Source organism: Pseudomonas oryzihabitans, assembly GCF_001518815.1.
Taxonomy (GTDB): domain Bacteria; phylum Pseudomonadota; class Gammaproteobacteria; order Pseudomonadales; family Pseudomonadaceae; genus Chryseomonas; species Chryseomonas oryzihabitans_E.
Map to the genome: position 1 here is coordinate 3,593,225 of NZ_CP013987.1, position 23,355 is coordinate 3,616,579.

Below are 23,355 nucleotides of genomic sequence, written 5' to 3' on the forward strand. Positions count from 1 at the left end.
AGAGCAGAAAACACGATGGCCGCTACCGAACTTCACGGTAGCGGCCATCGGTTGAGGATAATAATTTCTAGCGCAGACGATAGGCGACGAGTTTACCGCCATTGCCGTAAACGTAGAGCATGTCGCCGACGACCAGTGGCCGTACCCGGACGCCGTCACCATCGACCTTGGTCCGGCCAACGAAACGACCATCGACCTGGCTCAGCAGATGGATGTAGCCGGCATAGTCGCCCACCACCACATTGCTCGACCAGACCACCGGACCGGTGAGCTGGCGACGGGCCAGATCGGCGTTGGTCCACAGGGCGGAGGTCGAGGATTCCTCGACCGCTTCGACGGTGCCGTTGTCCAGGCTCAGGTAGACGTTGCCGAAGCCTTCGGCCACGCCGTCGTAGCTGGAGGCATCGCGCTGCCAGAGGATCTGGCCGTTGGCCGGATTGAGCGCGGCCACGCGACCGTTGTAGCTGACCACATAGAGGGTATCGCCCGACAGCGACAGGCCACCGTCGACGTCGACGATCCGCTCCAGTTCGGAACGGCCCTTGGGCACGGCGATCTGCTGTTCCCACAGCGGCAGGCCGCGCTGCACGTCCAGGGCGACGACCTTGCCGCTGGCGAAACCGGCCATGACCACCTGGTTGGCGATCAGGGGGGCACCGGTGCCACGCAGACTCAGCACCGGCTGGGTGTCTTCGTAGATCCAGCGACGAGTACCACTGCCCAGCTCGAAGGCCTGCAGCTTGTCGTCCTGGGACTGCACCACCACCACGTCGTCGTTGACGACCGGCGCCGATAACACTTCGCTGGATGCCTGGGCACGCCACTTCTCGTCGCCACTGCTGGCGTCGAGGGCGATCACCTGGCCCCGCAGGGTGCCGACCAGCACCAGACCGGAGCCCACGCCGACACCACCGGACACAGGCAGGTCCAGATCCTTCTTCCACAACACCTGGCCGGTCTCGCGATTCATCGCCATGACCCGGCCATCGGCATCGGCGGCAAAGATGGTTTGGCCGTCGACGGCAGGGACCAGGCGGTTGTATTCCTTGCCCTGGCCGTCGCCCACCGAGCGACTCCAGACTTCATCCAGGCGGACTTCCGCCTTGATGTCCTTGAGCTCGGCGGGGGGCAGTTCCTTTTTACCGGTGCTGCTGCACCCGACGACCGCAAGGGCGAGGCCCAGTACCGCGATAGGCTTCCAGCGCAACATCAGGCGTCTCCTTTGGCGAGATCATCGAGTTTCATCTGCAGCACGCCTTCGGCTGCATCGTTGGGCAACGCGGCGCGGGCTTTTTCATAGGCGGCACGCGCTTCGGCGGGCTTCTTCAGCGCCACCAGGAGATCACCGCGCAATTCTTCGCGATTGGCGACATAGGCCTTGGGCGCCTCGCCATCCAGCAGCTTGAGACCCTCTTCGGCCTTGCCCTGGGCAGCCAGCACCCGGGCCAGGCGCTGGCGCGCCAGCTCGCCGAGTTCGGCGTCATGGGGCTTGTCCACCACGGCCTTGAGCTCGGCGGCCGCGTCGTCCAGGCGATTGTTCTCCACCGCCACCTTGGCGACGAAGAGACTACCGTACTGGGCGTAGGCAGTACCGGAATAATCCTGCTTGAGCTTGCCGTAGGTGTCCGTCACCCGGGCGGTGTCGACCTTGCCACCGGGAGCCAACGTGGCTTCCACCAGTTGCTGATAGAGCACCGAAGCGCCTTGCGCCTGGCTGTTCTGGTAACGCTGCCAGCCCTGCCAGCCGAGCACCGCCACCAGAGCGATGACACCACCCGCCACCAGCGGCTTGCCGTTACGCTGCCACCAGGCCTTGGCGACCACCAGATTGTCGTCGTCGATGGAACTCAAATCCGTTCTCCTCAATTCCCGCGACCGGAACCGGCCAGGGGCAAAATCTCGTCCAGACGGGCGGCCAGGGCCGCGAAATCGACCTTTTCCTGGGGCGCATCGCCACGCAGCGGCTTGAGTGCCACCTGTTGCGCGGCCAGTTCGTCTTCACCCAGGATCATGGCCCAGAGCGCGCCGCTCTTGTCGGCCTTCTTGAACTGGCTCTTGAAGCTACCGGCACCGGCATTGACCAGCAGACGCAGGTCCGGACGGGCATCGCGCAACTGTTCTGCCAACTTCAGGCCGGCCAGCTCGGCCGCCTCGCCAAAGGCGCACAGATAGAGATCGGCGGGTCGCTGCAGATCGCCAGGCAGGCATTCCAGGGTATCCAGCAGCAGCACCAGGCGCTCGACCCCCATGGCGAAGCCGACACCCGGGGTGGGCTTGCCGCCGAACTGGGTGATCAGGCCGTCGTAGCGGCCACCGGCACAGACGGTGCCCTGGGCGCCCAGCTTGTCGGTGACCCACTCGAAGACCGTACGGCCGTAGTAGTCCAGGCCACGCACCAGCTTGGGGTTGATCTGGTAGCGGATCCCGGCGGAGTCCAGACGGGCCTTGAGGCCGTCGAAGTGCGCGCGGGACTCGTCGTCCAGGTAGTCGGCCAGGGTCGGGGCGTCCTGCAGCAGCGCCTGGGTCTGGGCGTTCTTGCTGTCGAGGATGCGCAGCGGATTGGTGGTCAGGCGGCGCTGGCTGTCTTCGTCGAGCTGCTCGAAGCGTTCCTGCAGATAGGCCACCAGGGCTTCGCGATAGCGGGCGCGATCGGCGCTGGAACCCAGGCTGTTGAGCTGCAGGGTCACGGCGTCGGTCAGGCCCAGGCGTTGCCAGAGGCGCGCGGTGAGCACGATCAGTTCGGCATCGATGTCCGGACCGGGCAGGTTGAACACCTCCACGCCGATCTGGTGAAACTGGCGATAGCGACCCTTTTGCGGCTTCTCATAACGGAACATGGGCCCGGCGTACCAGAGCTTCTGCACCTGGCCACCACCGGTCATGCCGTGTTCGAGCACGGCCCGCACGCAACCCGCGGTGCCTTCCGGACGCAGGGTCAGGGACTCCTCGTTGCGGTCGAGGAAGGTGTACATCTCCTTGTCCACCACGTCGGTGCCCTCGCCAATGCCACGGGCGAAGAGTTCGGTGAACTCCATGATGGGCAGACGGATCTCGTGGTAGCCATAGCCGTCGAGCAGCGTCGCGAAGGTACGTTCCAGGTAGCGCCAGGCCGGAGTCTGCTCCGGCAGGATATCGTTCATGCCACGGATGGCTTGCAGGGACTTGCTCACGAAAGGGCCTTATTCCTTGATCTTTCAGCTGCGCGCGATGAGCGCGGCATCCGCTTCGGCCTTTTCGGCCGCCTTGCGGCGGATGAGCCCTTCCAGCTCGTCCACCAGATTGTCGTTGTTCAGCTTGGACGCCGGCTTGCCATCGATGTACACCAGGTTGTTCGGCGTACCTCCGGTCAGGCCGACATGGGCTTCCTTGGCTTCGCCGGGACCGTTGACCACGCAGCCAATCACCGCGACGTCCAGGGGCACCAGCAGGTCCTCCAGGCGCCCTTCCAGCTCGTTCATGGTCTTGACCACATCGAAGTTCTGCCGCGAGCAGCTCGGGCAGGCGATGAAGTTGATGCCCCGCGAACGCAGGCGGAGGGATTTCAGGATGTCGAAACCGACCTTGATCTCCTCGACCGGATCGGCCGCCAGGGAGATGCGGATGGTGTCGCCGATGCCTTCGGCCAGCAGCATGCCCAACCCTACGGCGGACTTCACCGTGCCCGAGCGCAGGCCGCCGGCTTCGGTGATGCCCAGGTGCAGTGGCTGCTCGATACGGGTGGCCAGCTGGCGGTAGGCCGCCACGGCCATGAAGACGTCACTGGCCTTCACGCTGACCTTGAAGTCGGGATAGTCCAGCTTCTCCAGATGGTCGACGTGGCGCATGGCCGACTCCACCAGGGCTTCCGGAGTGGGCTCGCCATACTTCTTCTGCAGATCCTTTTCCAGCGAACCGGCATTGACGCCGATGCGGATCGGGATACCGCGCTCGCGGGCCGCATCGACCACCGCCTTGACCCGGTCTTCGCGACCGATGTTACCGGGGTTGATGCGCAGGCAATCCACACCCAGCTCGGCCACGCGCAGGGCGATCTTGTAGTCGAAGTGGATGTCGGCCACCAGCGGCAGGCTGACCCGCTGCTTGATGCGACCAAAGGCTTCGGCGGCGTCCATGTCGGGGACGGAGACACGTACGATGTCGGCACCGGCGTCCTGCAGACGCTGGATCTGGGCCACGGTGGCGTCGACGTCGCAGGTTTCGGTGTTGGTCATGCTCTGCACGGCGATGGGAGCATCGCCGCCGACCGGCACCGAGCCGACCCAGATCTTGCGGGACAGCCGACGTTTGATGGGCGATTCGCTATGCATGCTGGTTTCCCATGAGGTCGCCGGACGTCATTGTCCGGCCTGACCGAGTTTGATGCGGGCGGTCTCGCCCTTGGTGAAGGGCGCAAGGTCGACGACCTGACCGTTGTAGGTGATCTGGGCACCGCGCGCGAAGCCGAGACGAATGTTCACGGGCGGTTTGATCGAGGCGTAGTCGAGGCTCTCGCCACCCTTTTTCACACCGCTGAAGAGAATCTTGCCCGTGCTGTCGCTGACCTGCGTCCAGCAGTTGGCCGTGAAGCGGATGCTCAGGCTATCGCTACCCGTAGTAGGCGAGGCCGAGGCAGCCGCCGCAGTCGTCGGGCTGGCCGACGGCGTGGTAGCTGGTGCAGTGGTGGCTGGCGCGCTCGTCCCCGTCGTCGGCGTCGGTGCCGGCATCTCGCTCGGCGTGGTCATGGCGGCGATGGCGTTGGTGTCGGGCGTGGGCGTACCCACCGGCGACGGCACGCCCGGCGCCGGTGGCTGGGTGGCGACCGGGGGCTGCTCTTCCGGCTCGTCGATGGGATGGATCTCGGTCTTGCCATCGGCGCCCTCGACCTCGACATGCTCCATGCTCACGGCACTGCTGCTGGAGGCCTGACGGCTGCGCTCCTGCCACCAGAACAGACCCATGGCGATGAACAGCACCACCAGGATGAAACTGACGAACCTGAGGACATTGCGCGACAGCCGCACCGGCTCGTCGAGGCGTCCCAGGCTGTGGACCGTACTGCCCTTGGCATCGGTGCCGGTATAGCCATCGAAGGTACGCACCAGTTCGACCTGGTCCAGGCCAAGTAATTTGCCATAGGCCTTGGTGTAGCCGCGGGCGAAGGTGTGCCCCGGCATCTGCTGATAGTTGCCGGTTTCGAGCTGCTCGATGATGCGCTCGCTAAGATTGAGATTCTGGGCGACCTGAGCCTGGCTCCAGCCAAGCGCCAGGCGCTTTTGACGCAAGATCTCACCGGGATTACCCCGTCCGGCGTGTACCGCTTCGGATTGCACTGCGGTCATTTCTGCTCCGACTGAAGTTGACGATATTCAGGTGAGTTCGGGTACAGGCGCTTCAGCTGCAGGGCATAACTCGCGGCGGTGTTGCGGTCGTTGAACACTTCGGCGAGGCGGATCCCGAGCAAGAGGCTGCGGGCATCCTGGGGGCTGAGCTGGCTGAAGGCCTGGTAATAGTTCCGGGACGGCACATAGTCGCGCGTCTGGTAGGCCAGTTGAGCCAATTCGAACAGAGCCCTGGGCTGATTGCGATCCAGTCGCAGGGATTTTTCCAGATTTTCCTTGCCCAAGTCGACCTGATTGAGTCGCAGGGCGGTCAGGCCGAGATTCTCGAACACCCGGGCGCGCTCGGGGTACAGGCTGTCCTCGGCGGCCTGGGTGAAGCGCTCATAGGCATCCTTGTAGCGCCCCTGCTCATAGAGGAAGCTGCCGTAGTTGTTGAGGATGCGTGCATCGTGGGGCCGCTCGCGCAGAGCCAGGCGATACTCCTGATCCGACAGTTCCGTCTCGCCCTGGGCCTGGAAGACCAGCCCCAGCGCGGCATGGGCGTCGGCGCTGGAGGAATCCAGCTCCAGGGCCTTTTTCAGCGGCACCTTGGCCTGTTCGGTATTGCCCTGCTGGACATAGCCGAGGCCGAGCTGGATATAGGCATCACGCGCCTGCATCCGCCCCTGGCGGGTATCCATGGGATTGCGATCACCCTCGGTCACGCAGCCGGCGAGGCCGCCGACCACCAGGGCGAGCGCGACAGCCGCAAAGCGCGTGATCGCCATGGTCGCGCCCTCAGCCCTGGAGTGGCGTCACGGTTTCGGCACCGTCGAGCTGGCGGACGGCAATGTAACGCTGGCTACGGCGGGTACGGTCCATGACCTGCCCCACCAGCTGACCGCAGGCGGCGTCGATATCGTCGCCACGGGTGGTACGCACCGTGACGTTGAAACCGGCCTGCTGCAGCAGCTCCTGGAAACGACGGGTGGCGTTCTTGCTCGGCCGCTCGTATCCGGAGTGCGGGAAGGGATTGAAAGGAATCAGGTTGATCTTGCAGGGCACGTTGCGCAGCAGCTCGATCATCTGCAGCGCGTGCTCGGGCAGGTCGTTGACGTCCTTGAGCAGGGTGTACTCGATGGTCAGGACACGCTTCTCGCCCAGTTGCCCGATGTATCTCTGGCAGGCATCGAGCAGCATGGCCAACGGATACTTGCGGTTGATCGGCACCAGCTCATTGCGCAGCTCGTCGTTGGGCGCGTGCAGCGACAGCGCCAGGGAGACGTCGATGTGCTTGGCCAGCTCCTCGATCATCGGCACCACGCCCGAGGTGGACAGGGTGACCTTGCGCTTGGAGATGCCGTAGCCGAGGTCGTCCATCATGATGCGCATGGCGGAGACGACGTTGTCGAAGTTCAGCAACGGCTCGCCCATGCCCATCATCACCACGTTGGTGATGGCGCGGTCGATCTTGGCCGGTACGCTGCCAAAGGACTTGTTGGCGATCCACACCTGGCCGATCACTTCAGCGGCGGTGAGGTTGCTGTTGAAACCCTGCTTGCCAGTGGAGCAGAAGCTGCAGTCCAAGGCGCAACCAGCCTGGGACGACACGCACAGGGTGCCACGGCCGTTCTGCGGAATGTAGACGGTCTCGACGCAGCTGCCGGAGGCGACGCGGATCACCCACTTGCGGGTGCCGTCGCGGGAGATATCTTCGCTGACGATCTCGGGCCCACGGATCTCCGCGGCAGCCTTGAGCTTTTCCTTGAGCGCCTTGCCCAGGTTGCTCATGGCGTCGAAATCGTCGATGCCGAAGTGATGGATCCACTTCATGACCTGGCCGGCGCGAAAGCGCTTCTCCCCGATGGACTCGAAGAACGACTCGAGTTGCGGCTGGGTCAGGCCCAGCAGATTGACCTTATCGGTGGCTGTGGTCATGGGATCACCTCGACGAAATCTGTTTGAAGCCCGCGCGAGGCGCGGGCGGTGCCAGGAAGGCGGGCTGGCCGCTTCCCTGGCCGGCGCTCATCCTTAGCGGATGCGCTCGCAGACTTCGGTAGCTGCGAAGAAGTAGGAGATCTCGCGAGCGGCGGACGCTTCGGAATCCGAACCATGGACGGCGTTTTCGTCAATGGAGACGGCGAAGTCGGCACGGATGGTACCGGCGTCGGCTTTCTTGGGATCGGTAGCGCCCATCAGCTCACGGTTCTTGGCGATGGCGTTGTCGCCTTCCAGCACCTGAACCACGACCGGACCGGAAGTCATGAAGGAGACCAGATCCTTGAAGAAGGGACGCTCTTTGTGTTCGGCGTAGAAGCCACCGGCCTCGCGCTCGGACAGCTGGACCATCTTGGCAGCGACGACGCGCAGGCCAGCCTTCTCGAAGCGGGTGACGATCTCACCGACGACATTCTTGGATACGGCATCGGGCTTGATGATCGACAGGGTACGTTGAACAGACATGTGAACTCCGAATGTGGGAATAGAGCAAAAACGAAACCCGCGGATTATACGCGGGTCCCGGTGAAAAGCGTAGCGCGGTACGGGCGATGCGTCAGGCGGACTCGTCGATCCAGGCGGCCTGGATGGCCTCCAGCACCTTCTCGCCACCGCGCTGGGGATCGTCGTCGAACTCCGGCAGGTCCACGACCCAGTTACGCAGCTTGACGAAGTTCACGTAGCGCGGATCCACGTCGGGATGGGCGTCGTTGAGTTCGATGGCGATATCCAGCACATCGGTCCATTTCAGTGCCATGACAGCTGTCCTCAGTGACCTTCGGAAACCTGGTTGATGGTGTAGCGCGGAATCTCCACCACCAGGTCTTCGCTGCCAACTACCGCCTGGCAGGACAGGCGCGAACGCATTTCCAGGCCCCAGGCCTTGTCCAGCATGTCGTCCTCGAGTTCATCGGAAGGTTCGAGGGAGTCGAAGCCTTCCTGGACGACCACGTGACAGGTGGTGCAGGCACAGGACATCTCGCAGGCGTGCTCGATGTCGATGCCGTTGCGCATGGCCGCGGCGATGATGGTTTCGCCTTCGCTGGCTTCGAAGACCGCGCCCTCGGGCAGTGCTCGGCGTGGGGCAGCAGGGTGATCTGCGGCATGATGGAACTACTCCTCGATATCGTTGAGACGGCGACCCGCCAGGGCCGCCTTGACCGAGGCGTTCATCCGCCGGGCGGCGAAGGCATCGGTCACCTGAGAAAGACGCTTGGTCTGCTCTTCGAGCGCCTGGACGTCAGTGGCTTCCAGCAGCTCGGCCAGCCGGCCAATTTCCAGCTCGATCACCTGACGCTCCTCGGCGTCCAGCAACCGCTCGCCATCGGTGGCGACCGCGGCGGTGACCGCCTCGATCAACCGCCGCGCCTCGACCTGCTGCTCACGCAGCGCGCGGGCCTGCATGTCGTCGCCGGCGTGACGGAAGGAATCCTGCAGCATATTGGCGATCTCGCCATCGGTCAGACCGTAGGACGGCTTGACCTGGACACTGGCTTCCACCCCACTGGACAACTCACGCGCACTGACGCCGAGCAGGCCGTCGGCGTCGACCTGGAAGGTGACGCGGATCTTGGCCGCACCGGCGACCATGGGTGGGAAGCCGCGCAGCTCGAAGCGGGCCAGCGAGCGGGCGTCCTTGACCAGTTCGCGCTCGCCTTGCAGCACATGCACCAGCATGGCGGTCTGGCCGTCGCGATAGGTGGTGAAGTCCTGCCCCCGCGCCACCGGGATGGTAGTGTTGCGCGGAATGATCTTCTCCATCAGGCCGCCCATGGTCTCGAGCCCCAGGGACAGCGGGATGACGTCCAGCAACAGCAGTTCTTCGCCGGCACGATTGCCGGCCAGGGAATCGGCTTGCAGGGCAGCGCCGATGGCGACCACGCGATCCGGATCGATATCGGTGAGCGGGGTGCACTCGAACAGTTCGCCCACGGCTTCGCGCACATAGGGCACGCGGGTGGAACCACCGACCATGACCACGGCGGAGATCTCCACCGGCTCCACTTCCGCATCACGCAGGGCACGGCGGCAGGCCTTGAGGCTGCGCGCGACCAGCGGGGCGATGAGCTCCTGGAAGGTGCTGCGCTCCAGCACGCCCGACCAGTCGCCATGGCTGACCTCGACGCGCTCGGCGGCCGACAGGGCTTCCTTGGCGGCGCAGGCGCTCTGCAGCAGACGCCGCTGAGTGCCCGGATCCAGATCGCTGGACAGGCCGGCCTGCTGGACGATCCAGCCGGCGATGGCATGATCGAAATCGTCGCCACCCAGGGCACTGTCGCCGCCGGTGGCCATGACTTCGAAGACACCACGGGTCAGGCGCAGAATGGAGATATCGAAGGTACCGCCACCCAGGTCATAGATAGCGACCACGCCCTCCTCGCCCCGATCCAGGCCATAGGCTACGGCCGCGGCGGTGGGTTCGTTGAGCAGGCGCAGCACGTTCAGCCCGGCGAAGCGGGCGGCGTCCTTGGTGGCCTGACGCTGGGCATCGTCGAAATAGGCCGGCACGGTGATGACGGCGCCGACCAGTTCGCCGCCAAGGCTGGCTTCGGCCCGCTCGCGCAGCACCCGCAGGATGTCCGCGGACACCTCGACCGGACTCTTGCGCCCGGCGGCGGTATCGATGAACGGCATTTCCGATTCACCAGCGACGAAGCGATAGGGCAACTGCTCACCCAGCTGCTTGACGTCGGCGATACCACGCCCCATGAGGCGCTTGACGGAAAGGATGGTATTGAAGGGATCTTGGGCGGCAGCGGCCTTGGCGCCCGCCCCCACTTCCACACCGTCGACGGCGTAGCGCACGGCGGACGGCAGGATCACCTCGCCCTGCAGATCGGGCAGGGTCTCGGCCACGCCACTGCGGACGGCGGCCACGAGGGAATTGGTAGTGCCCAGATCGATGCCCACCGCCAGCTTGCGCTGGTGCGGCTTGGGCGCCATTCCGGGTTCGGCTATCTGCAATAGAGCCATTGGCTAGTCGGCTTATGGTTGTCGGTGCCTGAGCGACACCTGTGATTAATCGTCCAGACGCTCTTCGAGCTGGCGGATCTCGCTGGCCAGCTTGTCGAGAAACTGCATGCGACGGACCAGGCGTTCGGCAGGCTCGCGCTGGGCGGGATCCTGCCAGATCGCGGCAAAGGCCTGCTCGATGTCGCGCTGCGCGTCCTTGAGACGCTGGCGGAAGGCGGGAATGCTCGCGCTGTCGCCGGCGTCCTGCAGGTCTTCCAACTCCTCGCGCCACTGCAATTGCTGCATTAGGAAATCGGTATCCTGGATGGTCGCTTCGAGCGGCATCTCGTGCCCTTCGAGCTCCAGCAGATAACGCGCACGGCGCGACGGCGCGCGCAGCACGTGATAGGCCTCGTTGAGCTCCGCCGATCGCTCCAGCGCCTGGCGACGTTCGCGCTCGGGCGCATCGGCGAAACGATCCGGATGGATCGTGCGGGCCAGGTCGCGATAACGCGAGGCCAGACCCGCTTGATCGATCTCGAAGGCAGGCACGAGCTCGAACAGCGCAAAGTGACAGGGCTTACCCATGGAAGGCCTCAGATGTTGAAGCTTTCGCCGCAGCCACACTCGCCACGCACGTTGGGATTGTTGAACTTGAAGCCCTCGTTGAGGCCTTCACGCACGAAATCCAGCTCGGTGCCGTCCAGGTAGACCAGGCTCTTGGGGTCGATGATGACCTTGACGCCATGGCTTTCGAACACCTGATCCTCGGCCGCGAATTCGTCAACGAACTCGAGTACGTAGGCCAGTCCCGAGCAACCCGTGGTACGAACGCCCAGGCGGATGCCCTCACCCTTGCCGCGCCCATCGAGGGACCGCTGCACGTGACGGGCGGCGGACTCGGTCATGCTGATCGCCATGGATCCTCCTTAGAGCAGGCCTTTCTTCTGCTTGTAGTCGCTTACCGCCGCCTTGATGGCGTCTTCGGCAAGCACCGAGCAGTGGATCTTCACCGGCGGCAAGGCCAGTTCTTCGGCGATCATGCTGTTCTTGATCGACGCCGCTTCCTCGATGCTCTTGCCCTTCATCCACTCGGTGGCCAGGGAGCTGGAAGCGATGGCGGAGCCACAGCCGTAGGTCTTGAACTTGGCATCTTCGATGATGCCCTGCTCGTTGACCTTGATCTGCAGACGCATCACGTCGCCGCAGGCCGGAGCGCCGACCATGCCGGTACCGACATCGGGATCAGCCGCGTCGAACTTGCCGACGTTGCGCGGGTTTTCGTAGTGGTCGATGACCTTTTCACTGTATGCCATGGTTCAATCCTCGCTTATCAGGGTGGGTCAGTGGGCTTGCCACTCGACCTGACTCAGGTCTACGCCTTCTTTGAACATGTCCCACAGCGGAGACAATTCGCGCAACTTGTTGACGGCTTCGGTGACCTTGCTCGCGGCATAGTCAACGTCTTCTTCGGTGGTGAAGCGACCGAAGGTGAAACGGATGGAGCTGTGCGCCAGCTCGTCATTGCGGCCCAGGGCACGCAGGACGTAGGACGGCTCCAGGGACGCCGAGGTACAGGCCGAACCGGACGACACCGCCAGATCCTTGAGCGCCATGATCAGCGACTCGCCTTCGACGTAGTTGAAGCTCAGGTTCAGGTTATGCGGTACACGATGGATCAGGCTGCCGTTCAGGTAGACCTCTTCCAGGCCTTCGAACTGACGGTAGAAGCGATCGCTCAGGGCCTTGATACGGACGTTTTCCTGCGCCATCTCTTCCTTGGCGATGCGGAAGGCTTCGCCCATGCCGACGATCTGGTGGGTCGCCAGGGTGCCGGAACGCATACCGCGCTCGTGACCGCCACCGTGGGTCTGGGCCTCGATACGAACGCGCGGCTTGCGGCTGACGTAGAGCGCGCCAATGCCCTTGGGACCATAGGTCTTGTGCGCCGAGAAGGACATCATGTCGACCTTGAGCTTTTGCAGATCGATGTCGACCTTGCCGGTGGACTGAGCGGCATCGACGTGGAAGAGCACACCCCGGGAGCGGGTCAGCTCGCCGATGGCAGCGATGTCGTTGACGGTGCCGATCTCGTTGTTGACGTGCATGATGGACACCAGGGTGGTGTCGTCACGCAGGGCCGCCTCGACCATGTCGGGGGTGATCAGGCCATCTTCGCCCGGCTCGAGGTAGGTCACCTCGAAGCCTTCGCGCTCGAGCTGACGGGTGGTGTCCAACACCGCCTTGTGCTCGATCTTGGAGGTGATCAGGTGCTTGCCCTTGTTCTGGTAGAAGTGCGCGGCGCCCTTGATGGCCAGGTTGTCGGACTCGGTGGCACCGGAGGTCCAGACGATCTCGCGCGGGTCGGCGTTGACCAGTTCGGCCACCTGACGACGGGCGTTTTCCACCGACTCCTCGGCCTTCCAGCCGAACAGGTGGGAGCGCGATGCGGGGTTGCCAAAGTTGCCGTCCACCAGCAGGCACTCGCTCATCTTCTGAGCGACGCGCGGATCGACGGGCGTGGTGGCGGAATAGTCTAGGTAGATCGGCAATTTCATCGGTTACTCCTAATCAGACGGGCGTCTCTGCTCAGTCGATGGTGGACGCTTCGATTTTTTCGACCGCTAACGGCGATTGCTTGCTGGCACAGACCTTGTTGTCCTGACGCTTGGCAACCTGCTGGATCTCGTTGCGGGCGACCAGGTCAGCCAGGGTGATGCCACTGAGAAAGGTGTGGATCTGATCGCTCAGATCGCACCAGAGGTGGTGGGTCAGGCAGGTATCGCCCTGATGACAGCCACCGCCGCCCTGGCAACGGGTGGCATCCACGGATTCATTGACGGCATCGATCACCTGCGCCACATGGATACCGCCCATGTCGCGCGCCAGCTGATAACCACCGCCCGGACCGCGCACGCTGTTGACCAGCGAACCACGACGCAGACGTGCGAACAGCTGTTCCAGGTAGGACAGCGAGATGCCCTGCCGCTCGGAAATGTCGGCCAGCGACACCGGCCCCCGCTGAGCGTGCAGCGCCAGGTCGAGCATGGCGGTTACGGCATAGCGGCCTTTGGTAGTCAGTCTCATGACGAACTCGAGCGGGTTGCATCGGATGAGCTCGATTATCGGATTCCCGACAAAAAAGGTCAACTATAAAACCAACCAAATCACTCAGGCATTATCTATCGGAGGGATAGTCCGCGGGTGGGATTCGCCACGGGCGGCTTTCTGGGTTTCGGTCAGGATGCCGCGCAGGATGTTCATCTCCAGCTTGCTGATACCGGACCGCCCATAGAGGCGCCGCAAGCGACTCATCAGGTGGCGCGGCTTGGCCGGATCAAGGAAGCCGATCTCCACCAGGGTCTGCTCCAGGTGCTCGTAATAGAGCTCCAGCTCTTCCACCGTCACCGGCTGGGTGTTGAGCATGGCGGTAGCTTCGACCTTGTTCATCTTGGTCGGCTGGTTCTGCGCGGCGAGCCAGGCCATGCGCACTTCGTACACCAGCACCTGGACCGCCGCGGCAAGGTTGAGCGAGCCGAAGGCCGGGTCCGAGGGGATGTGCACATGATAATGGCAGCGCTGCAGCTCTTCGTTGGTGAGGCCGGCGTATTCACGCCCGAACACCAGGGCCACTTCGCCGCCCTGCTCCACCTGGGCCAGGGAAGTGGTGGCGCATTCGCGTGGATCCAGCAGCGGCCAGGGGATACGACGATCTCGGGCGCTGGTGCCCAGCACCAGGCTGCAACCGGTCAGGGCCTCTTCCAGGGTGTCGACGACGATGGCGGCATCGAGCACGTCGTTGGCCCCGGAGGCACGGGCATTGGCTTCGCCGCTGGGAAAATCCTCGGGATCGACCAGATAGAGGCGCGACAGCCCCATGTTCTTCATAGCCCGGGCGGCACCGCCGATATTGCCGGGATGGCTGGTGTTGACCAGAACGACGCGGATGTTATTCAGCACGTGGCTATCCTCGAGCGGACGCGGGAAATCGGCGCCGTATACTACGCCCACACGCGCCCGCTTGCCACGAATACCCCTTCCAGCGCCGCGAAGTCTGCTATCATTGCCGGCTTTCCTTATACAACCCAGGTGATTTATCCATGCAGCCCATGCTGAACATCGCACTGCGCGCGGCCCGCAGCGCCGGTGAATTGATTTTCCGTTCGATTGAGCGCCTGGACGTTATCGCCGTCGACGAAAAAGGCGCCAATGACTTCGTCTCCGAAGTCGATCGCGCTGCCGAGCAGACCATTCTCGCCATCCTGCGCAAGGCCTACCCCACCCACGGTTTCTACGGTGAGGAATCCGGCTACCTGGCAGGCGAAGGCGAAGGCGCCGACTACGTCTGGATCGTCGACCCGCTGGATGGCACCACCAACTTCATTCGTGGCGTTCCGCACTTCTCGGTGAGCATCGCCTGCAAGTACAAGGGCCGCCTGGAACACGCCGTGGTCCTCGATCCGGTACGCCAGGAAGAATTCACCGCCAGCCGTGGCCGCGGTGCCGCCCTGAACGGTCGTCGCATCCGCGTCACCAACCGCCGCAGCCTGGAAGGCGCCCTGCTGGGTACCGGCTTTCCCTTCCGTGCCAATGACGTCGACCACCTGGACAACTACCTGGGCATGTTCCGCAGCCTGATCGGCCAGACCGCGGGCATCCGCCGCGCCGGTTCCGCCGCGCTGGACCTGGCCTATGTCGCCGCCGGTCGTTTCGATGCGTTCTGGGAAATGGGCCTGTCGGAGTGGGACATGGCTGCGGGCGCCCTGCTGGTGCAGGAAGCCGGTGGCTTGATCGGCGACTTCAACGGTGGCCACGACTTCCTTGAGAAGGGTCACATCGTCGCCGGCAATCCCAAGTGCTTCCGTGGCCTGCTGACCCAGATCCAGCCGCACCTGCCGGCGTCGCTCAAGCGCTGAGCAGGTACCGGTCATGAAAAAGCCCCTGTCGGCGATGCTGACAGGGGCTTTTTCATGCCTGCCGCAGAGAGGCTCCGCGGCAGGCTGGCCAGGGTTACTTGACCACTTTCAGACTCGGCCGCGCGGGAGCCGGCTTCGGCGCCTCGGGCTCGCTACCGCCGTTGTCGGGACCCTGGTCATCCGGCGGGCTGGGCTCGCTGTCGAAGACCATGCCCTGGCCATTCTCCCGGGCGTAGATGGCCAGAATGGCACCGATCGGAACGTAAAGATTGTAGGCCACGCCGCCGAAGCGGCCGTTGAAGCTCACGGCTTCGTTGTCCATGTGCAGGTCACGCACGGCACTGGGCGAAGCGTTCAGCACGATCTGGCCGTCGTTGGCATAGCCCGGCGGCACGCGCACCTCGGCGTAGTCGGCGTTGACCAGCAGGTGAGGCGTGCAGTCGTTGTCCACGATCCACTCATAGAGCGCGCGGACCAGGTAGGGGCGACTGGAATTCATGGGGTTCTCCTCTAGCGCATCTCACGCTCGGTGACCGAAAGACTGGATCGGAAACTGTCGCGCGCGAACATACGATCCATGTAGTCCTGCAGCGGCTTGGCCGCTCGGGGCAATTCGATGCCCAGGCGCGGCAGTCGCCACAGGATGGGGAGCAGGCAACAGTCCACCAGGGAAAAGTCGTCGCTCAGAAAAAAGGGTTTTTCCGCGAAGATCGGCGCCACGCCGGTCAGGCTTTCCCGCAGCTCTTTGCGCGCGACAGCGAGATCGGCGCCCGGCGCAGCCTGCAGGATGGCGTCCACCAGGGTGCACCAGTCGCGCCCGATGCGGTGCATCAGCAGCCGCGACTGACCGCGGGTGACCGGATAGGCCGGCAGCAGCGGCGGATGCGGGTAGCGTTCTTCTAGGTACTCCATGAGCACCTCGGTACCGTAGAGCACCAAGTCGCGATCCATCAGCGTCGGCACGGTGCCATAGGGATTGTGCTCCGCCAGCTGCCGGGGACACTCGCCGCGGCGCACGGCGATGAACTCGCACTCGACGTTCTTTTCCGCCAGGATCAGACGGATCCGGTGGCTGTAGTGATCCTCGGGATCATGGAAACAGGTCAGGCGGGTTATGGCGCCCATGGGTCCCTCCCCCGTCAGGGGCGAAGCTGCAAAGGGGGGATTATCTCGCACCTTGCCGCCTGCCACCTAGTCTCATCGCTCACTGTCGGGCAATCGCCGCCAGAATTCGCGCTTGAGCCAGAAGGCCAGGACGGCGAACAGCAGCAGATAACCCAGCACCCAGGGCGCGAGACGCCAGGCCAGGCTGCGCTCGGGCGCCGCCGAATAGCTCAGGTAGGCGACCAGGTCCTCGACGGTGCGGGCGAACTGCTCGGGCGTCTGGGCGCCGCTGCCCGGCTCGAGGCGCAGCACGCAGCGTCCTTGGCTGCAGTCGTGCAGCTGACGCCCGCGCAGGGCGGCCAGGACGTCCGGCATGCGGGTGCCGGGCGCCGTGAGGTTATCGACGCCGAGCGGACGTCCGGGCGCCACATAGAACTCCTGCAGGAAGGCACGCAACCAGGCATCGCCACGCACGGCGGCGATGAGAGTGAGATCCGGCGGCACGCTGCCAAAGGCGCGGCGGGCGTCCTCGGGCTTGAGCAGGCCGAGCATGGGCGCGCTGGCGGTACGCCCGGGCGCCCAGCTAGCGAGATCGAGGTGGAGATCGGCGGCGACGCGGTCGAAGCGCTGGTACTCCTGGCCGTGGCAGGCCAGGCAATAGCGACCGAAGGTGATGGCCCCCGCCCGGGGATCGCCTTCGGCGCCGAAGGTCAGACCGCTGCAAAGCAGCAGCAGACCCAGTAGCAGGCCACGCATCATGACCTGAACTCCGGCGGCGTTCGCGGACGACCCAGGCGGCTGTACCAGGGCATGCCTAGCAGACTGGCGAAGTAGAGCCCGGCAGCCAGACGCGCCAGCAGCAGGCGCTCGTCGGTGAGGGCTGCCACGCCCAGCACCCCCAGAGTGGCAAAGGCCAGGCACGCCACATACAGCCCCAGCCGCGCCGGCCAGGCCTTGCGGCGTACCGAGCGGACCGCGCTGCGATCCAGCCAGGGCAGCACGAACAGCAGGGCGATGGCCAAGGCGGCCAGGCCAAGGCCGCCGGCTTTGCTCGGTACCGCCCGCAACAGCGCATAGAAAGCGGCCAGGTACCAGGGCGGGGCGATGTGCGCGGGCGTCACCAGCGGATCGGCGGGTTGCTGATTGGCCGGCTCCAGCACCAGCCCGCCCAGGTCAGGCGCCAGGAGCACCACGCCCAGGAACACCAGCAGGAAGACCGCCAGGCCGCAGAGGTCCTTGAGGGTCAGGTAGGGGTGGAAAGGCACCCCTGCCGCGCCACGCAGGTCGCGATCATCGCCCTCGGGACTGTTCGATCCGGTCTGGCGCAGGGCGACGATGTGCAGCGTCACCAGCATGACAATCAGCAGCGGCAGCCCTACCACATGCAGGGCCTGGAAGCGGCGCAGGGTGGCATCGGACAGCACCACCCCGCCCCGCAGCAGATCGGCCAGGGGCGGGCCAACCACCGGCAGCGCCTCGACCGCGCTGAGGGACACCTGGGCGCCCCAGTAGGAGAGCTGCCCCCAGGGCAGCAGATAGCCGAAGAAGGCCTGGGCCAGCAGCAGCACATAGAGCAGCACGCCAAAGGTCCAGACCAGTTCGCGCGGCGCGCGATAGGAGCCATAGAGCAGGCCCCGCAGCATGTGCAGATAGAGGCAGACGAACAGCGCCGAGGCACCCACCGCATGCAGATAGCGGATCAGCCAGCCGAAGGGCACCTCGCGCATGAACAGCTGGACCGAGGCGAAGGCGCCCTTCACCGTCGGCTCGTAGCCGAACAGCAGCCAGAGCCCCGTCAGCACCTGCAGCGCCAGAATGAAGACCAGCAGCGAACCGAACAGATAGAAGACGTTGAGGTTGCGAGGTACCCGGTATTCGCTGATATGGCGTCGCCAGAAGGCTCCGATCGGCAGCCGTCGCTCCAGCCACCCGGGCTCGTTGTCGTTCATGTCGCCCCCTCCCCATCGCTGCCGATCACCAGCAGGTTGTCGCCCCGGAAATGATAGGGCGGCACGGCGAGATTCAAGGGCGCGGGCTGGTCACGATAGACCCGGCCGGCGAGATCGAAGTGGGAGCCATGGCAGGGGCACAGATACCCCCCCTCCCGGTCCGTCCCGGACGGCGCCAGGGAGGGAATGCAGCCGAGGTGGGTGCAGATGGCGGAGACGACGAAAATGTCCGGCCGCCGCGATCTCAGGCGCGGATCGACATAGGGTGGCTGGCTGGATTCCCGGGAATCCGGGTCGGCCAGCCCTGCCTGGTCCGCCAGGAGTCGGGCCTGGTCCGCGGCGCTGCGACGCAGGACGCAGACCGGCTGGCCGCGCCACTGCAGCGTGAGCTGTTCGCCTTCGCGCAACGCTTTGAGATCCACCTCGACCGGCGCCGCCGCCACCTCCGCCGAACGACTGGGCCGCAGGGCGCAGACGAAGGGCACACTGCCCGCCACCAGTCCCAGGCCGCCCACGGCAGAGGTGGTGGCGATCAGCAGACGGCGGCGTTGGGCATCGGGCGAGTCATTGGTCACGTCAGGCTTCCCGGCTCCATGTCCAGCGTCACCCCGAAGCGCTCCCGCACCGAGACGCGAATGCGCTCCGCCAGGGCCAGGACGTCACGGCTGCTGGCGCCGCCGAAGTTGACCAGCACCAGCGCCTGGGCGGCATGCACCCCCACTGGGCCCTCGCGATGCCCCCGCCAGCCAGCCTGGTCGATCAGCCAGCCGGCGGCCAGCTTGACCGTGCCGTCGGCCTGGGGATAGGTCGGCAGGGACGGATAGCGTTGCTGCAGCGCGGCGGCTTCGGCGGCCGTCACCACGGGATTCTTGAAGAAGCTGCCGGCATTGCCCAGCACCGCGGGGTCGGGCAGCTTGCTCTGGCGGATGCTGCAGATGGCCGCACTCACGGTCTCAGGCGTCGGCTGCGTGACGCCGGCCTCGGCCAGGGCCTGGCGCACCGGACCATAGTCGAGCACCAGCCGCGGCTGGCGACTGAGATGGAAACGCACCCGCAGCACGATCCAGCGGCCGGCCTCGGCCTTGAAGCGGCTCTCGCGATAGGCGAAGGCGCAGTCGTCCGCGGTCAGGTCGTGAAGTTCGCCACTGTGGCGATCGAGCGCCGTCACCCCGGCGCATCTGTCCTTGAGCTCGACGCCATAGGCGCCGATGTTCTGGATCGGTGAGGCACCGACGGTGCCGGGGATCAGGCTGAGATTTTCCAGGCCGTACCAGCCGTTGGCCAGGGTGGTCATGACGAAGGGATGCCAGGGTTCACCGGCTTCGGCCTCGACCAGCAGGGCATCGCCCTCCTCCGCCAGCAGGCGAATACCGCGGGACGTCAGCCGCAGCACCAGACCCTCGACCCGTTCGGGCAGGACCAGATTGCTGCCACCGCCCAGCACCCGTAGCGGCACGCCAAGCTGCTGCGCCAAGGCCAGGGCCTCGTGGACCTCGGCATCGCTCGCGGCTTCCAGATAGCGATCGGCTTCCGCCACCAGGCCGAAGGTGTTGAGCCCCTGCAAGGGGACCTGCTGTTGCACCTCAGCGACCATGACGGGCAGCCACCTCGGCGACCAGGCCATCGCAGGCACTTTCCAGCAGGTCCAGGACGCGCTCGAAGCCGGCCGCGCCGCCGTAGTAGGGATCCGGCACCTCATCCACCGCCAATCCCTGACGCGCCAGGAACAGCTCGGGTACCGCACCCTGGTCGGGGCGCAGCTGTTCCAGCCAGGCGAGATTGTCCTGGTCCATGGCCAGGATCAGGTCGAAGCGCTGGAAATCGTCCGTGGTTACCTGGCGCGCGCGCAGGCCGCTGATGTCATAGCCGCGCCCCGCAGCGGCCTGGATGGCGCGGGAGTCCGGGGCCTTGCCGACATGCCAGTCACCGGTACCGGCCGAGTCCAGCGTCACCGCCTCGGCCAGGCCCGCGGCGTCCAGCTTGGTCCTCAGGATGCCCTCAGCCGTGGGTGAGCGACAGATGTTGCCCATGCAAACGAACAGGATACGCAGGGTCATCTAGGCTCCCAGCAGGCGCCTTACGCGCTCGAGGTCTTCAGCGGTATCCACGCCCGCCTGGGGCGCTTCCAGGGCATCGGCGACATGGATGCGCACACCGTGCCAGAGGGCACGCAGCTGCTCCAGGGCTTCGGTCTCTTCCAGGGCGCAGGGGCCCCAGCTGACGAAGTCGGCGAGAAAGCCGGCGCGATAGGCATAGATGCCGATATGACGGCGATAGGGAAAACCCTGGGGCATCTGCGAACGATCACCGGCGAAGGCATTGCGGGCCCAGGGCAGCGGCGCCCGGCTGAAGGTCAGCGCCAGGCCGTTCACGTCGGTGGCCACCTTGACCACGTTGGGATTGAACAGGCTGTCGACCTCCTGGATCGGCTCGGCCAGGGTAGCCACGCCGGCCTCGGGATGGGCGGCGAGATTGGTGGCCACCTGATCGATCACCGCGGGCGGAATCAGCGGCTCATCACCCTGGACATTGACCACCAGCGCATCGTCGGCCAGGCCGAGCAGCTCGGCCACCTCGGCCAGGCGATCGGTACCGGAGGCGTGATCGGCCCGGGTCAGCAGCACCCGGGCACCAAAGCCTTCGCAGGCACGCAGGATATCGTCGTGGTCGGTCGCCACCACCACCTGCTCGGCGCCACTGCGCCGGGCCTGTTCCCAGACGTGCTGGATCATCGGCTTGCCGGCGATGTCGAGCAGCGGCTTGTTGGGCAGCCGCGTGCTGGCGAGGCGCGCCGGGATGACGACGGTGAAAGCGGTGCTCATTTATCCAGGCGCTCGTCCGTGGTGATGACGCGTGCCTCGCTTTCCAGCATCACCGGGATGCCGTCGCGAATCGGGAAGGCCAGGCCCGCGGCCTTGCTGATGAGTTCGGTCTTGTCGTCGCTCAAGATCAGCGGGCTCTTGGTCAGGGGGCAGGCGAGGATGTCCAGCAGCTTGAGATCCATGGGCGATTGTTCCGTCAGTGAGAGTGTTCGGGCAGGAGTCGAGCGAGACGCCCATCCAGCCAGGCGACGAAAGCGGCCGAGGGCTGGGCGTCCACCGCCAGGTACCACCAGTCGGCGGCGGCGAAGGGCCGACACTTGACCGCGTCCTTCTCGGTCATCACCAGCGGCAGCTCGGGCGTGAAGGCCAGGTCCGCAGCGCTGTAGCTGGCGTGATCGGCGAAGGCATGGGGCAACGGCTGCCAGTGTAGTCCTTCGAGGGTAGCGAAGAAACGCCCGGGGTTGCCGATGCCGGCCAGGGCATGCAGGCGCTGCCCTGGCGGAAAGAAGTCCAGCGGCCGGGTCTCGCCGCTACGCAGATTGATCAGGGCACTGGGCTGCAGGGTCAGGCCGAAGCCGGCGGCAGGATCGGTCGCGGCGCCGTTGTGGATCACGGCATCCACCTCGGCCAGGCGCCCCAGGGGTTCGCGCAGGGGGCCGGCCGGCAGGCAGCGCCCGTTGCCGAAGCCCCGCGCCGCATCGACCATGACCAGTTCCAGATCCCGGGCCAGGCGATAGTGCTGCAGACCGTCGTCGCTGAGGATGACATCGAGCGCTTCCTCAGCGAGCAATCGCTCGACCGCGCGACCGCGGTCGGGATCCGTCACCAGCGGCACCCCGGTGCGCTGCACGATGAGCAGCGGCTCGTCGCCGGCGATGGCGGCGGTGTCGGTGACCCGTACCCGCCAGGGCAGGCTCGGCGGCGTGGCGCCATAGCCCCGGCTGACCACCCCGACCCTCAGACCGCGGGCGCGCAGATGGTCGATCAGCCAGAGGATCATGGGCGTCTTGCCGGTCCCGCCAACGGTGAGATTGCCGACCACGATGACCGGGACGGGCGCCCGATGGATGCTGCCCTGCCCCGCCAGGAAGCGCTGGCGCTTGCGCCGGGCGATCTGCCGATAGAGGGCTTCGAGCGGCGTCAGCAGCCCCAGGGCCGGATGCCCTGCATACCAGGCCCGAACCAGACGTTCGCCCAGGCTCACGGGCGTTTCGCCTGGGCCTCGAGGGTGGTGATGCGCAGCTGGCTGAAGCCCAGCTTGCCGGCGGCATCCATGGCCATGACCACCGCCTGGTGGGTGGCGCGGCCATCGGCGGTGATCACCAGCGGCAGGCTGTTGTCGCCACCGGATTCACGCTGCAGCGCGGTGGTCAGGCCGGTCAGGTCATTGCGGGCCAGGGTCTGGCCATTCAGTGCCATCTGGCCTTCGGCGGTGATGCTGATTTCCAGGGTCTTGCCCTGATTGGCGGCCGCCGCGGCGCTGTCGGCCTCGGGCAGTTCGATCTTCAGCTGGCTGGGCTTGTTGAAGGTCGCGGTCACCACGAAGAACAACAGCAGGACGAAGATGACGTCGATGAAGGAGGCCAGGTTGATATAGACCTCTTCGCGAGCGGCGCCTCCGGCGCGGCGACGGAATTTCACGCCGGGGCTCCTTCGCGCACGTCCACCTCGCGATCGCCATGGAGGATGTCCACCAGCTTCACCGCTTCCTGCTCCATGCCCACCACCAGCTCGTCGACGCGACGCAGCAGATAGCGATGGAAGAACACCGCGGGAATCGCCACCAGCAGACCGGTGGCGGTGGTGACCAGCGCCTTGGAGATACCGCCGGCGAGAATGGGCGCATTGGCCATGCCGTCGTTCATAAAGGCGCTGAAGATGTCGATCATGCCGAACACCGTGCCCAGCAGACCCATCAGCGGCGCCAGCGCGGCGATGCTGCCGAGGGTATTGAGATAGCGCTCGAGGTCATGCACCACGCGGCTGCCGGCTTCCTCGATGGCCTCCTTCATGATGTCGCGACCATGGCGGGAATTGGTCAGGCCCGCAGCGAGGATGTCGCCCAGGGGCGATCCGGCGCGCAGTTCGCGCAGCCGTTCGGCGTTGAGCTGCTTGTCCTGGATCCAGCGCCAGACCTGGGCGAGCAGTGTGGGTGGTGCGACCCGGCTGCGCCTGAGGGTCCACAGCCGCTCGGCGATGATGGCCGTGGCCAGGATGGAACTGAGGATGATCGGCAGCATCATCCAGCCGCCAGCTTTGACCATTTCGAACACGAGACCGTTACCCCTGCCGCAAAATGCGGCCACTCTAGCACGAA

The 23,355-nt window shown here is 65.3% G+C and carries 29 protein-coding genes and 1 pseudogene; 1 reads left to right on the forward strand and 29 read right to left on the reverse strand.

Going from position 1 to position 23,355, the window contains the following annotated elements:
* Positions 1–67 precede the first annotated feature (67 nt).
* The 17 genes and pseudogenes from bamB to trmJ form a co-directional block, all read right to left on the reverse strand.
* On the reverse strand, positions 68–1,210 hold the full coding sequence (bamB, locus tag APT59_RS16360) for an outer membrane protein assembly factor BamB (RefSeq protein WP_059315826.1): 1,143 nt from the start codon (positions 1,208–1,210) through the stop codon (positions 68–70).
* Positions 1,210–1,851, reverse strand: a complete 642-nt coding sequence (locus tag APT59_RS16365; protein ID WP_017639744.1) for a tetratricopeptide repeat protein — start codon at positions 1,849–1,851, stop codon at positions 1,210–1,212. Before APT59_RS16365 ends, bamB begins: the two co-directional genes overlap by 1 nt.
* An 11-nt stretch (positions 1,852–1,862) precedes the next feature.
* Positions 1,863–3,170, reverse strand: a complete 1,308-nt coding sequence (gene hisS, locus APT59_RS16370; protein WP_059315827.1) for a histidine--tRNA ligase — start codon at positions 3,168–3,170, stop codon at positions 1,863–1,865.
* Positions 3,171–3,194: 24 nt separating this feature from the next.
* Complete coding sequence (gene ispG, locus APT59_RS16375; RefSeq protein ID WP_058759998.1) at positions 3,195–4,307, reverse strand: flavodoxin-dependent (E)-4-hydroxy-3-methylbut-2-enyl-diphosphate synthase; 1,113 nt, start codon at positions 4,305–4,307, stop codon at positions 3,195–3,197.
* A gap of 27 nt (positions 4,308–4,334) precedes the next feature.
* Positions 4,335–5,318, reverse strand: a complete 984-nt coding sequence (locus APT59_RS16380) for a RodZ domain-containing protein (protein ID WP_059315828.1) — start codon at positions 5,316–5,318, stop codon at positions 4,335–4,337.
* Complete coding sequence (gene pilW, locus APT59_RS16385) at positions 5,315–6,085, reverse strand: type IV pilus biogenesis/stability protein PilW (RefSeq protein WP_059315829.1); 771 nt, start codon at positions 6,083–6,085, stop codon at positions 5,315–5,317. Before pilW ends, APT59_RS16380 begins: the two co-directional genes overlap by 4 nt.
* 10 nt (positions 6,086–6,095) lie before the next feature.
* Positions 6,096–7,235, reverse strand: a complete 1,140-nt coding sequence (gene rlmN, locus APT59_RS16390) for a 23S rRNA (adenine(2503)-C(2))-methyltransferase RlmN (RefSeq protein WP_059315830.1) — start codon at positions 7,233–7,235, stop codon at positions 6,096–6,098.
* A gap of 93 nt (positions 7,236–7,328) precedes the next feature.
* Positions 7,329–7,760 carry a nucleoside-diphosphate kinase gene (ndk, locus tag APT59_RS16395; RefSeq protein WP_007162425.1) on the reverse strand — a complete coding sequence of 144 codons (432 nt, stop codon included), beginning with the start codon at positions 7,758–7,760 and terminating at the stop codon, positions 7,329–7,331.
* Between the two features lie 91 nt (positions 7,761–7,851).
* Entirely contained in the window at positions 7,852–8,052 is a 201-nt protein-coding gene (iscX, locus tag APT59_RS16400; RefSeq protein WP_017639750.1) for a Fe-S cluster assembly protein IscX, read from the reverse strand.
* Positions 8,053–8,063: 11 nt separating this feature from the next.
* Positions 8,064–8,401: pseudogene (gene fdx / locus APT59_RS16405) on the reverse strand (ISC system 2Fe-2S type ferredoxin).
* Between the two features lie 7 nt (positions 8,402–8,408).
* Positions 8,409–10,268 carry a Fe-S protein assembly chaperone HscA gene (gene hscA / locus APT59_RS16410; RefSeq protein WP_059315831.1) on the reverse strand — a complete coding sequence of 620 codons (1,860 nt, stop codon included), beginning with the start codon at positions 10,266–10,268 and terminating at the stop codon, positions 8,409–8,411.
* Between the two features lie 45 nt (positions 10,269–10,313).
* Positions 10,314–10,835, reverse strand: a complete 522-nt coding sequence (gene hscB, locus APT59_RS16415) for a co-chaperone HscB (protein ID WP_059315832.1) — start codon at positions 10,833–10,835, stop codon at positions 10,314–10,316.
* 8 nt (positions 10,836–10,843) lie between these two features.
* Positions 10,844–11,167, reverse strand: coding sequence for an iron-sulfur cluster assembly protein IscA (iscA, locus tag APT59_RS16420; RefSeq protein ID WP_007162420.1), 324 nt, complete (start codon positions 11,165–11,167; stop codon positions 10,844–10,846).
* A 9-nt stretch (positions 11,168–11,176) separates the two neighbouring features.
* Complete coding sequence (gene iscU, locus APT59_RS16425; RefSeq protein WP_007162419.1) at positions 11,177–11,563, reverse strand: Fe-S cluster assembly scaffold IscU; 387 nt, start codon at positions 11,561–11,563, stop codon at positions 11,177–11,179.
* 27 nt (positions 11,564–11,590) lie between these two features.
* Positions 11,591–12,805, reverse strand: a complete 1,215-nt coding sequence (locus APT59_RS16430; protein ID WP_059315833.1) for an IscS subfamily cysteine desulfurase — start codon at positions 12,803–12,805, stop codon at positions 11,591–11,593.
* A 31-nt stretch (positions 12,806–12,836) separates the two neighbouring features.
* Positions 12,837–13,334 (reverse strand): Fe-S cluster assembly transcriptional regulator IscR, encoded by a 498-nt coding sequence (gene iscR, locus APT59_RS16435; protein WP_059315834.1) that lies wholly within the window; start codon positions 13,332–13,334, stop codon positions 12,837–12,839.
* 84 nt (positions 13,335–13,418) lie between these two features.
* Positions 13,419–14,207 carry a tRNA (cytosine(32)/uridine(32)-2'-O)-methyltransferase TrmJ gene (gene trmJ, locus APT59_RS16440; protein WP_059315835.1) on the reverse strand — a complete coding sequence of 263 codons (789 nt, stop codon included), beginning with the start codon at positions 14,205–14,207 and terminating at the stop codon, positions 13,419–13,421.
* 140 nt (positions 14,208–14,347) lie between these two features.
* On the opposite strand from trmJ, the gene suhB reads away from it, so the two are divergent.
* Positions 14,348–15,163, forward strand: a complete 816-nt coding sequence (suhB, locus tag APT59_RS16445; RefSeq protein WP_059315836.1) for an inositol-phosphate phosphatase — start codon at positions 14,348–14,350, stop codon at positions 15,161–15,163.
* 94 nt (positions 15,164–15,257) lie between these two features.
* On the opposite strand, the gene APT59_RS16450 is transcribed toward suhB, so the two are convergent.
* From APT59_RS16450 to APT59_RS16505, 12 genes are all read right to left on the reverse strand, one after another.
* Positions 15,258–15,662, reverse strand: a complete 405-nt coding sequence (locus APT59_RS16450; protein ID WP_059315837.1) for a ClpXP protease specificity-enhancing factor — start codon at positions 15,660–15,662, stop codon at positions 15,258–15,260.
* A gap of 11 nt (positions 15,663–15,673) precedes the next feature.
* On the reverse strand, positions 15,674–16,288 hold the full coding sequence (locus APT59_RS16455; protein WP_059315838.1) for a glutathione S-transferase N-terminal domain-containing protein: 615 nt from the start codon (positions 16,286–16,288) through the stop codon (positions 15,674–15,676).
* A 72-nt stretch (positions 16,289–16,360) separates the two neighbouring features.
* Complete coding sequence (locus tag APT59_RS16460; protein ID WP_059315839.1) at positions 16,361–17,026, reverse strand: cytochrome c1; 666 nt, start codon at positions 17,024–17,026, stop codon at positions 16,361–16,363.
* Positions 17,023–18,216: a cytochrome b gene (locus tag APT59_RS16465; protein WP_059315840.1), complete on the reverse strand. Its 1,194-nt coding sequence runs from the start codon at positions 18,214–18,216 to the stop codon at positions 17,023–17,025. The genes APT59_RS16460 and APT59_RS16465 overlap by 4 nt, the downstream gene beginning before the upstream one ends.
* Positions 18,213–18,791, reverse strand: a complete 579-nt coding sequence (petA, locus tag APT59_RS16470) for a ubiquinol-cytochrome c reductase iron-sulfur subunit (RefSeq protein WP_059315841.1) — start codon at positions 18,789–18,791, stop codon at positions 18,213–18,215. The genes APT59_RS16465 and petA overlap by 4 nt, the downstream gene beginning before the upstream one ends.
* Positions 18,788–19,810, reverse strand: a complete 1,023-nt coding sequence (gene murB / locus APT59_RS16475) for a UDP-N-acetylmuramate dehydrogenase (RefSeq protein WP_059315842.1) — start codon at positions 19,808–19,810, stop codon at positions 18,788–18,790. The genes petA and murB overlap by 4 nt, the downstream gene beginning before the upstream one ends.
* Positions 19,800–20,267 carry a low molecular weight protein-tyrosine-phosphatase gene (locus APT59_RS16480; protein WP_174523171.1) on the reverse strand — a complete coding sequence of 156 codons (468 nt, stop codon included), beginning with the start codon at positions 20,265–20,267 and terminating at the stop codon, positions 19,800–19,802. Before APT59_RS16480 ends, murB begins: the two co-directional genes overlap by 11 nt.
* Before the next feature lie 6 nt (positions 20,268–20,273).
* Positions 20,274–21,038 carry a 3-deoxy-manno-octulosonate cytidylyltransferase gene (gene kdsB, locus APT59_RS16485; protein ID WP_059315844.1) on the reverse strand — a complete coding sequence of 255 codons (765 nt, stop codon included), beginning with the start codon at positions 21,036–21,038 and terminating at the stop codon, positions 20,274–20,276.
* Positions 21,035–21,220: a Trm112 family protein gene (locus tag APT59_RS16490; RefSeq protein ID WP_059232294.1), complete on the reverse strand. Its 186-nt coding sequence runs from the start codon at positions 21,218–21,220 to the stop codon at positions 21,035–21,037. Before APT59_RS16490 ends, kdsB begins: the two co-directional genes overlap by 4 nt.
* A gap of 14 nt (positions 21,221–21,234) precedes the next feature.
* On the reverse strand, positions 21,235–22,242 hold the full coding sequence (gene lpxK / locus APT59_RS16495; RefSeq protein WP_059315845.1) for a tetraacyldisaccharide 4'-kinase: 1,008 nt from the start codon (positions 22,240–22,242) through the stop codon (positions 21,235–21,237).
* Entirely contained in the window at positions 22,239–22,679 is a 441-nt protein-coding gene (locus APT59_RS16500; protein ID WP_059315846.1) for an ExbD/TolR family protein, read from the reverse strand. The genes lpxK and APT59_RS16500 overlap by 4 nt, the downstream gene beginning before the upstream one ends.
* Positions 22,676–23,311 carry a MotA/TolQ/ExbB proton channel family protein gene (locus APT59_RS16505; RefSeq protein ID WP_059315847.1) on the reverse strand — a complete coding sequence of 212 codons (636 nt, stop codon included), beginning with the start codon at positions 23,309–23,311 and terminating at the stop codon, positions 22,676–22,678. The genes APT59_RS16500 and APT59_RS16505 overlap by 4 nt, the downstream gene beginning before the upstream one ends.
* Positions 23,312–23,355 lie beyond the last annotated feature (44 nt).

Excerpts from the sequence above, each read along its gene's own strand:
- bamB (WP_059315826.1), bottom strand. The coding sequence starts at position 1,210 with ATGTTGCGCTGGAAGCCTATCGCGGTACTGGGCCTCGCCCTTGCGGTC.
- ispG (WP_058759998.1), bottom strand. The coding sequence starts at position 4,307 with ATGCATAGCGAATCGCCCATCAAACGTCGGCTGTCCCGCAAGATCTGG.
- APT59_RS16380 (WP_059315828.1), bottom strand. The coding sequence starts at position 5,318 with ATGACCGCAGTGCAATCCGAAGCGGTACACGCCGGACGGGGTAATCCC.
- pilW (WP_059315829.1), bottom strand. The coding sequence starts at position 6,085 with ATGGCGATCACGCGCTTTGCGGCTGTCGCGCTCGCCCTGGTGGTCGGC.
- rlmN (WP_059315830.1), bottom strand. The coding sequence starts at position 7,235 with ATGACCACAGCCACCGATAAGGTCAATCTGCTGGGCCTGACCCAGCCG.
- ndk (WP_007162425.1), bottom strand. The coding sequence starts at position 7,760 with ATGTCTGTTCAACGTACCCTGTCGATCATCAAGCCCGATGCCGTATCC.
- iscX (WP_017639750.1), bottom strand. The coding sequence starts at position 8,052 with ATGGCACTGAAATGGACCGATGTGCTGGATATCGCCATCGAACTCAAC.
- hscA (WP_059315831.1), bottom strand. The coding sequence starts at position 10,268 with ATGGCTCTATTGCAGATAGCCGAACCCGGAATGGCGCCCAAGCCGCAC.
- hscB (WP_059315832.1), bottom strand. The coding sequence starts at position 10,835 with ATGGGTAAGCCCTGTCACTTTGCGCTGTTCGAGCTCGTGCCTGCCTTC.
- iscA (WP_007162420.1), bottom strand. The coding sequence starts at position 11,167 with ATGGCGATCAGCATGACCGAGTCCGCCGCCCGTCACGTGCAGCGGTCC.
- iscU (WP_007162419.1), bottom strand. The coding sequence starts at position 11,563 with ATGGCATACAGTGAAAAGGTCATCGACCACTACGAAAACCCGCGCAAC.
- APT59_RS16430 (WP_059315833.1), bottom strand. The coding sequence starts at position 12,805 with ATGAAATTGCCGATCTACCTAGACTATTCCGCCACCACGCCCGTCGAT.
- iscR (WP_059315834.1), bottom strand. The coding sequence starts at position 13,334 with ATGAGACTGACTACCAAAGGCCGCTATGCCGTAACCGCCATGCTCGAC.
- suhB (WP_059315836.1), top strand. The coding sequence starts at position 14,348 with ATGCAGCCCATGCTGAACATCGCACTGCGCGCGGCCCGCAGCGCCGGT.
- APT59_RS16450 (WP_059315837.1), bottom strand. The coding sequence starts at position 15,662 with ATGAATTCCAGTCGCCCCTACCTGGTCCGCGCGCTCTATGAGTGGATC.
- APT59_RS16455 (WP_059315838.1), bottom strand. The coding sequence starts at position 16,288 with ATGGGCGCCATAACCCGCCTGACCTGTTTCCATGATCCCGAGGATCAC.
- APT59_RS16460 (WP_059315839.1), bottom strand. The coding sequence starts at position 17,026 with ATGATGCGTGGCCTGCTACTGGGTCTGCTGCTGCTTTGCAGCGGTCTG.
- APT59_RS16465 (WP_059315840.1), bottom strand. The coding sequence starts at position 18,216 with ATGAACGACAACGAGCCCGGGTGGCTGGAGCGACGGCTGCCGATCGGA.
- murB (WP_059315842.1), bottom strand. The coding sequence starts at position 19,810 with ATGGTCGCTGAGGTGCAACAGCAGGTCCCCTTGCAGGGGCTCAACACC.
- kdsB (WP_059315844.1), bottom strand. The coding sequence starts at position 21,038 with ATGAGCACCGCTTTCACCGTCGTCATCCCGGCGCGCCTCGCCAGCACG.
- APT59_RS16490 (WP_059232294.1), bottom strand. The coding sequence starts at position 21,220 with ATGGATCTCAAGCTGCTGGACATCCTCGCCTGCCCCCTGACCAAGAGC.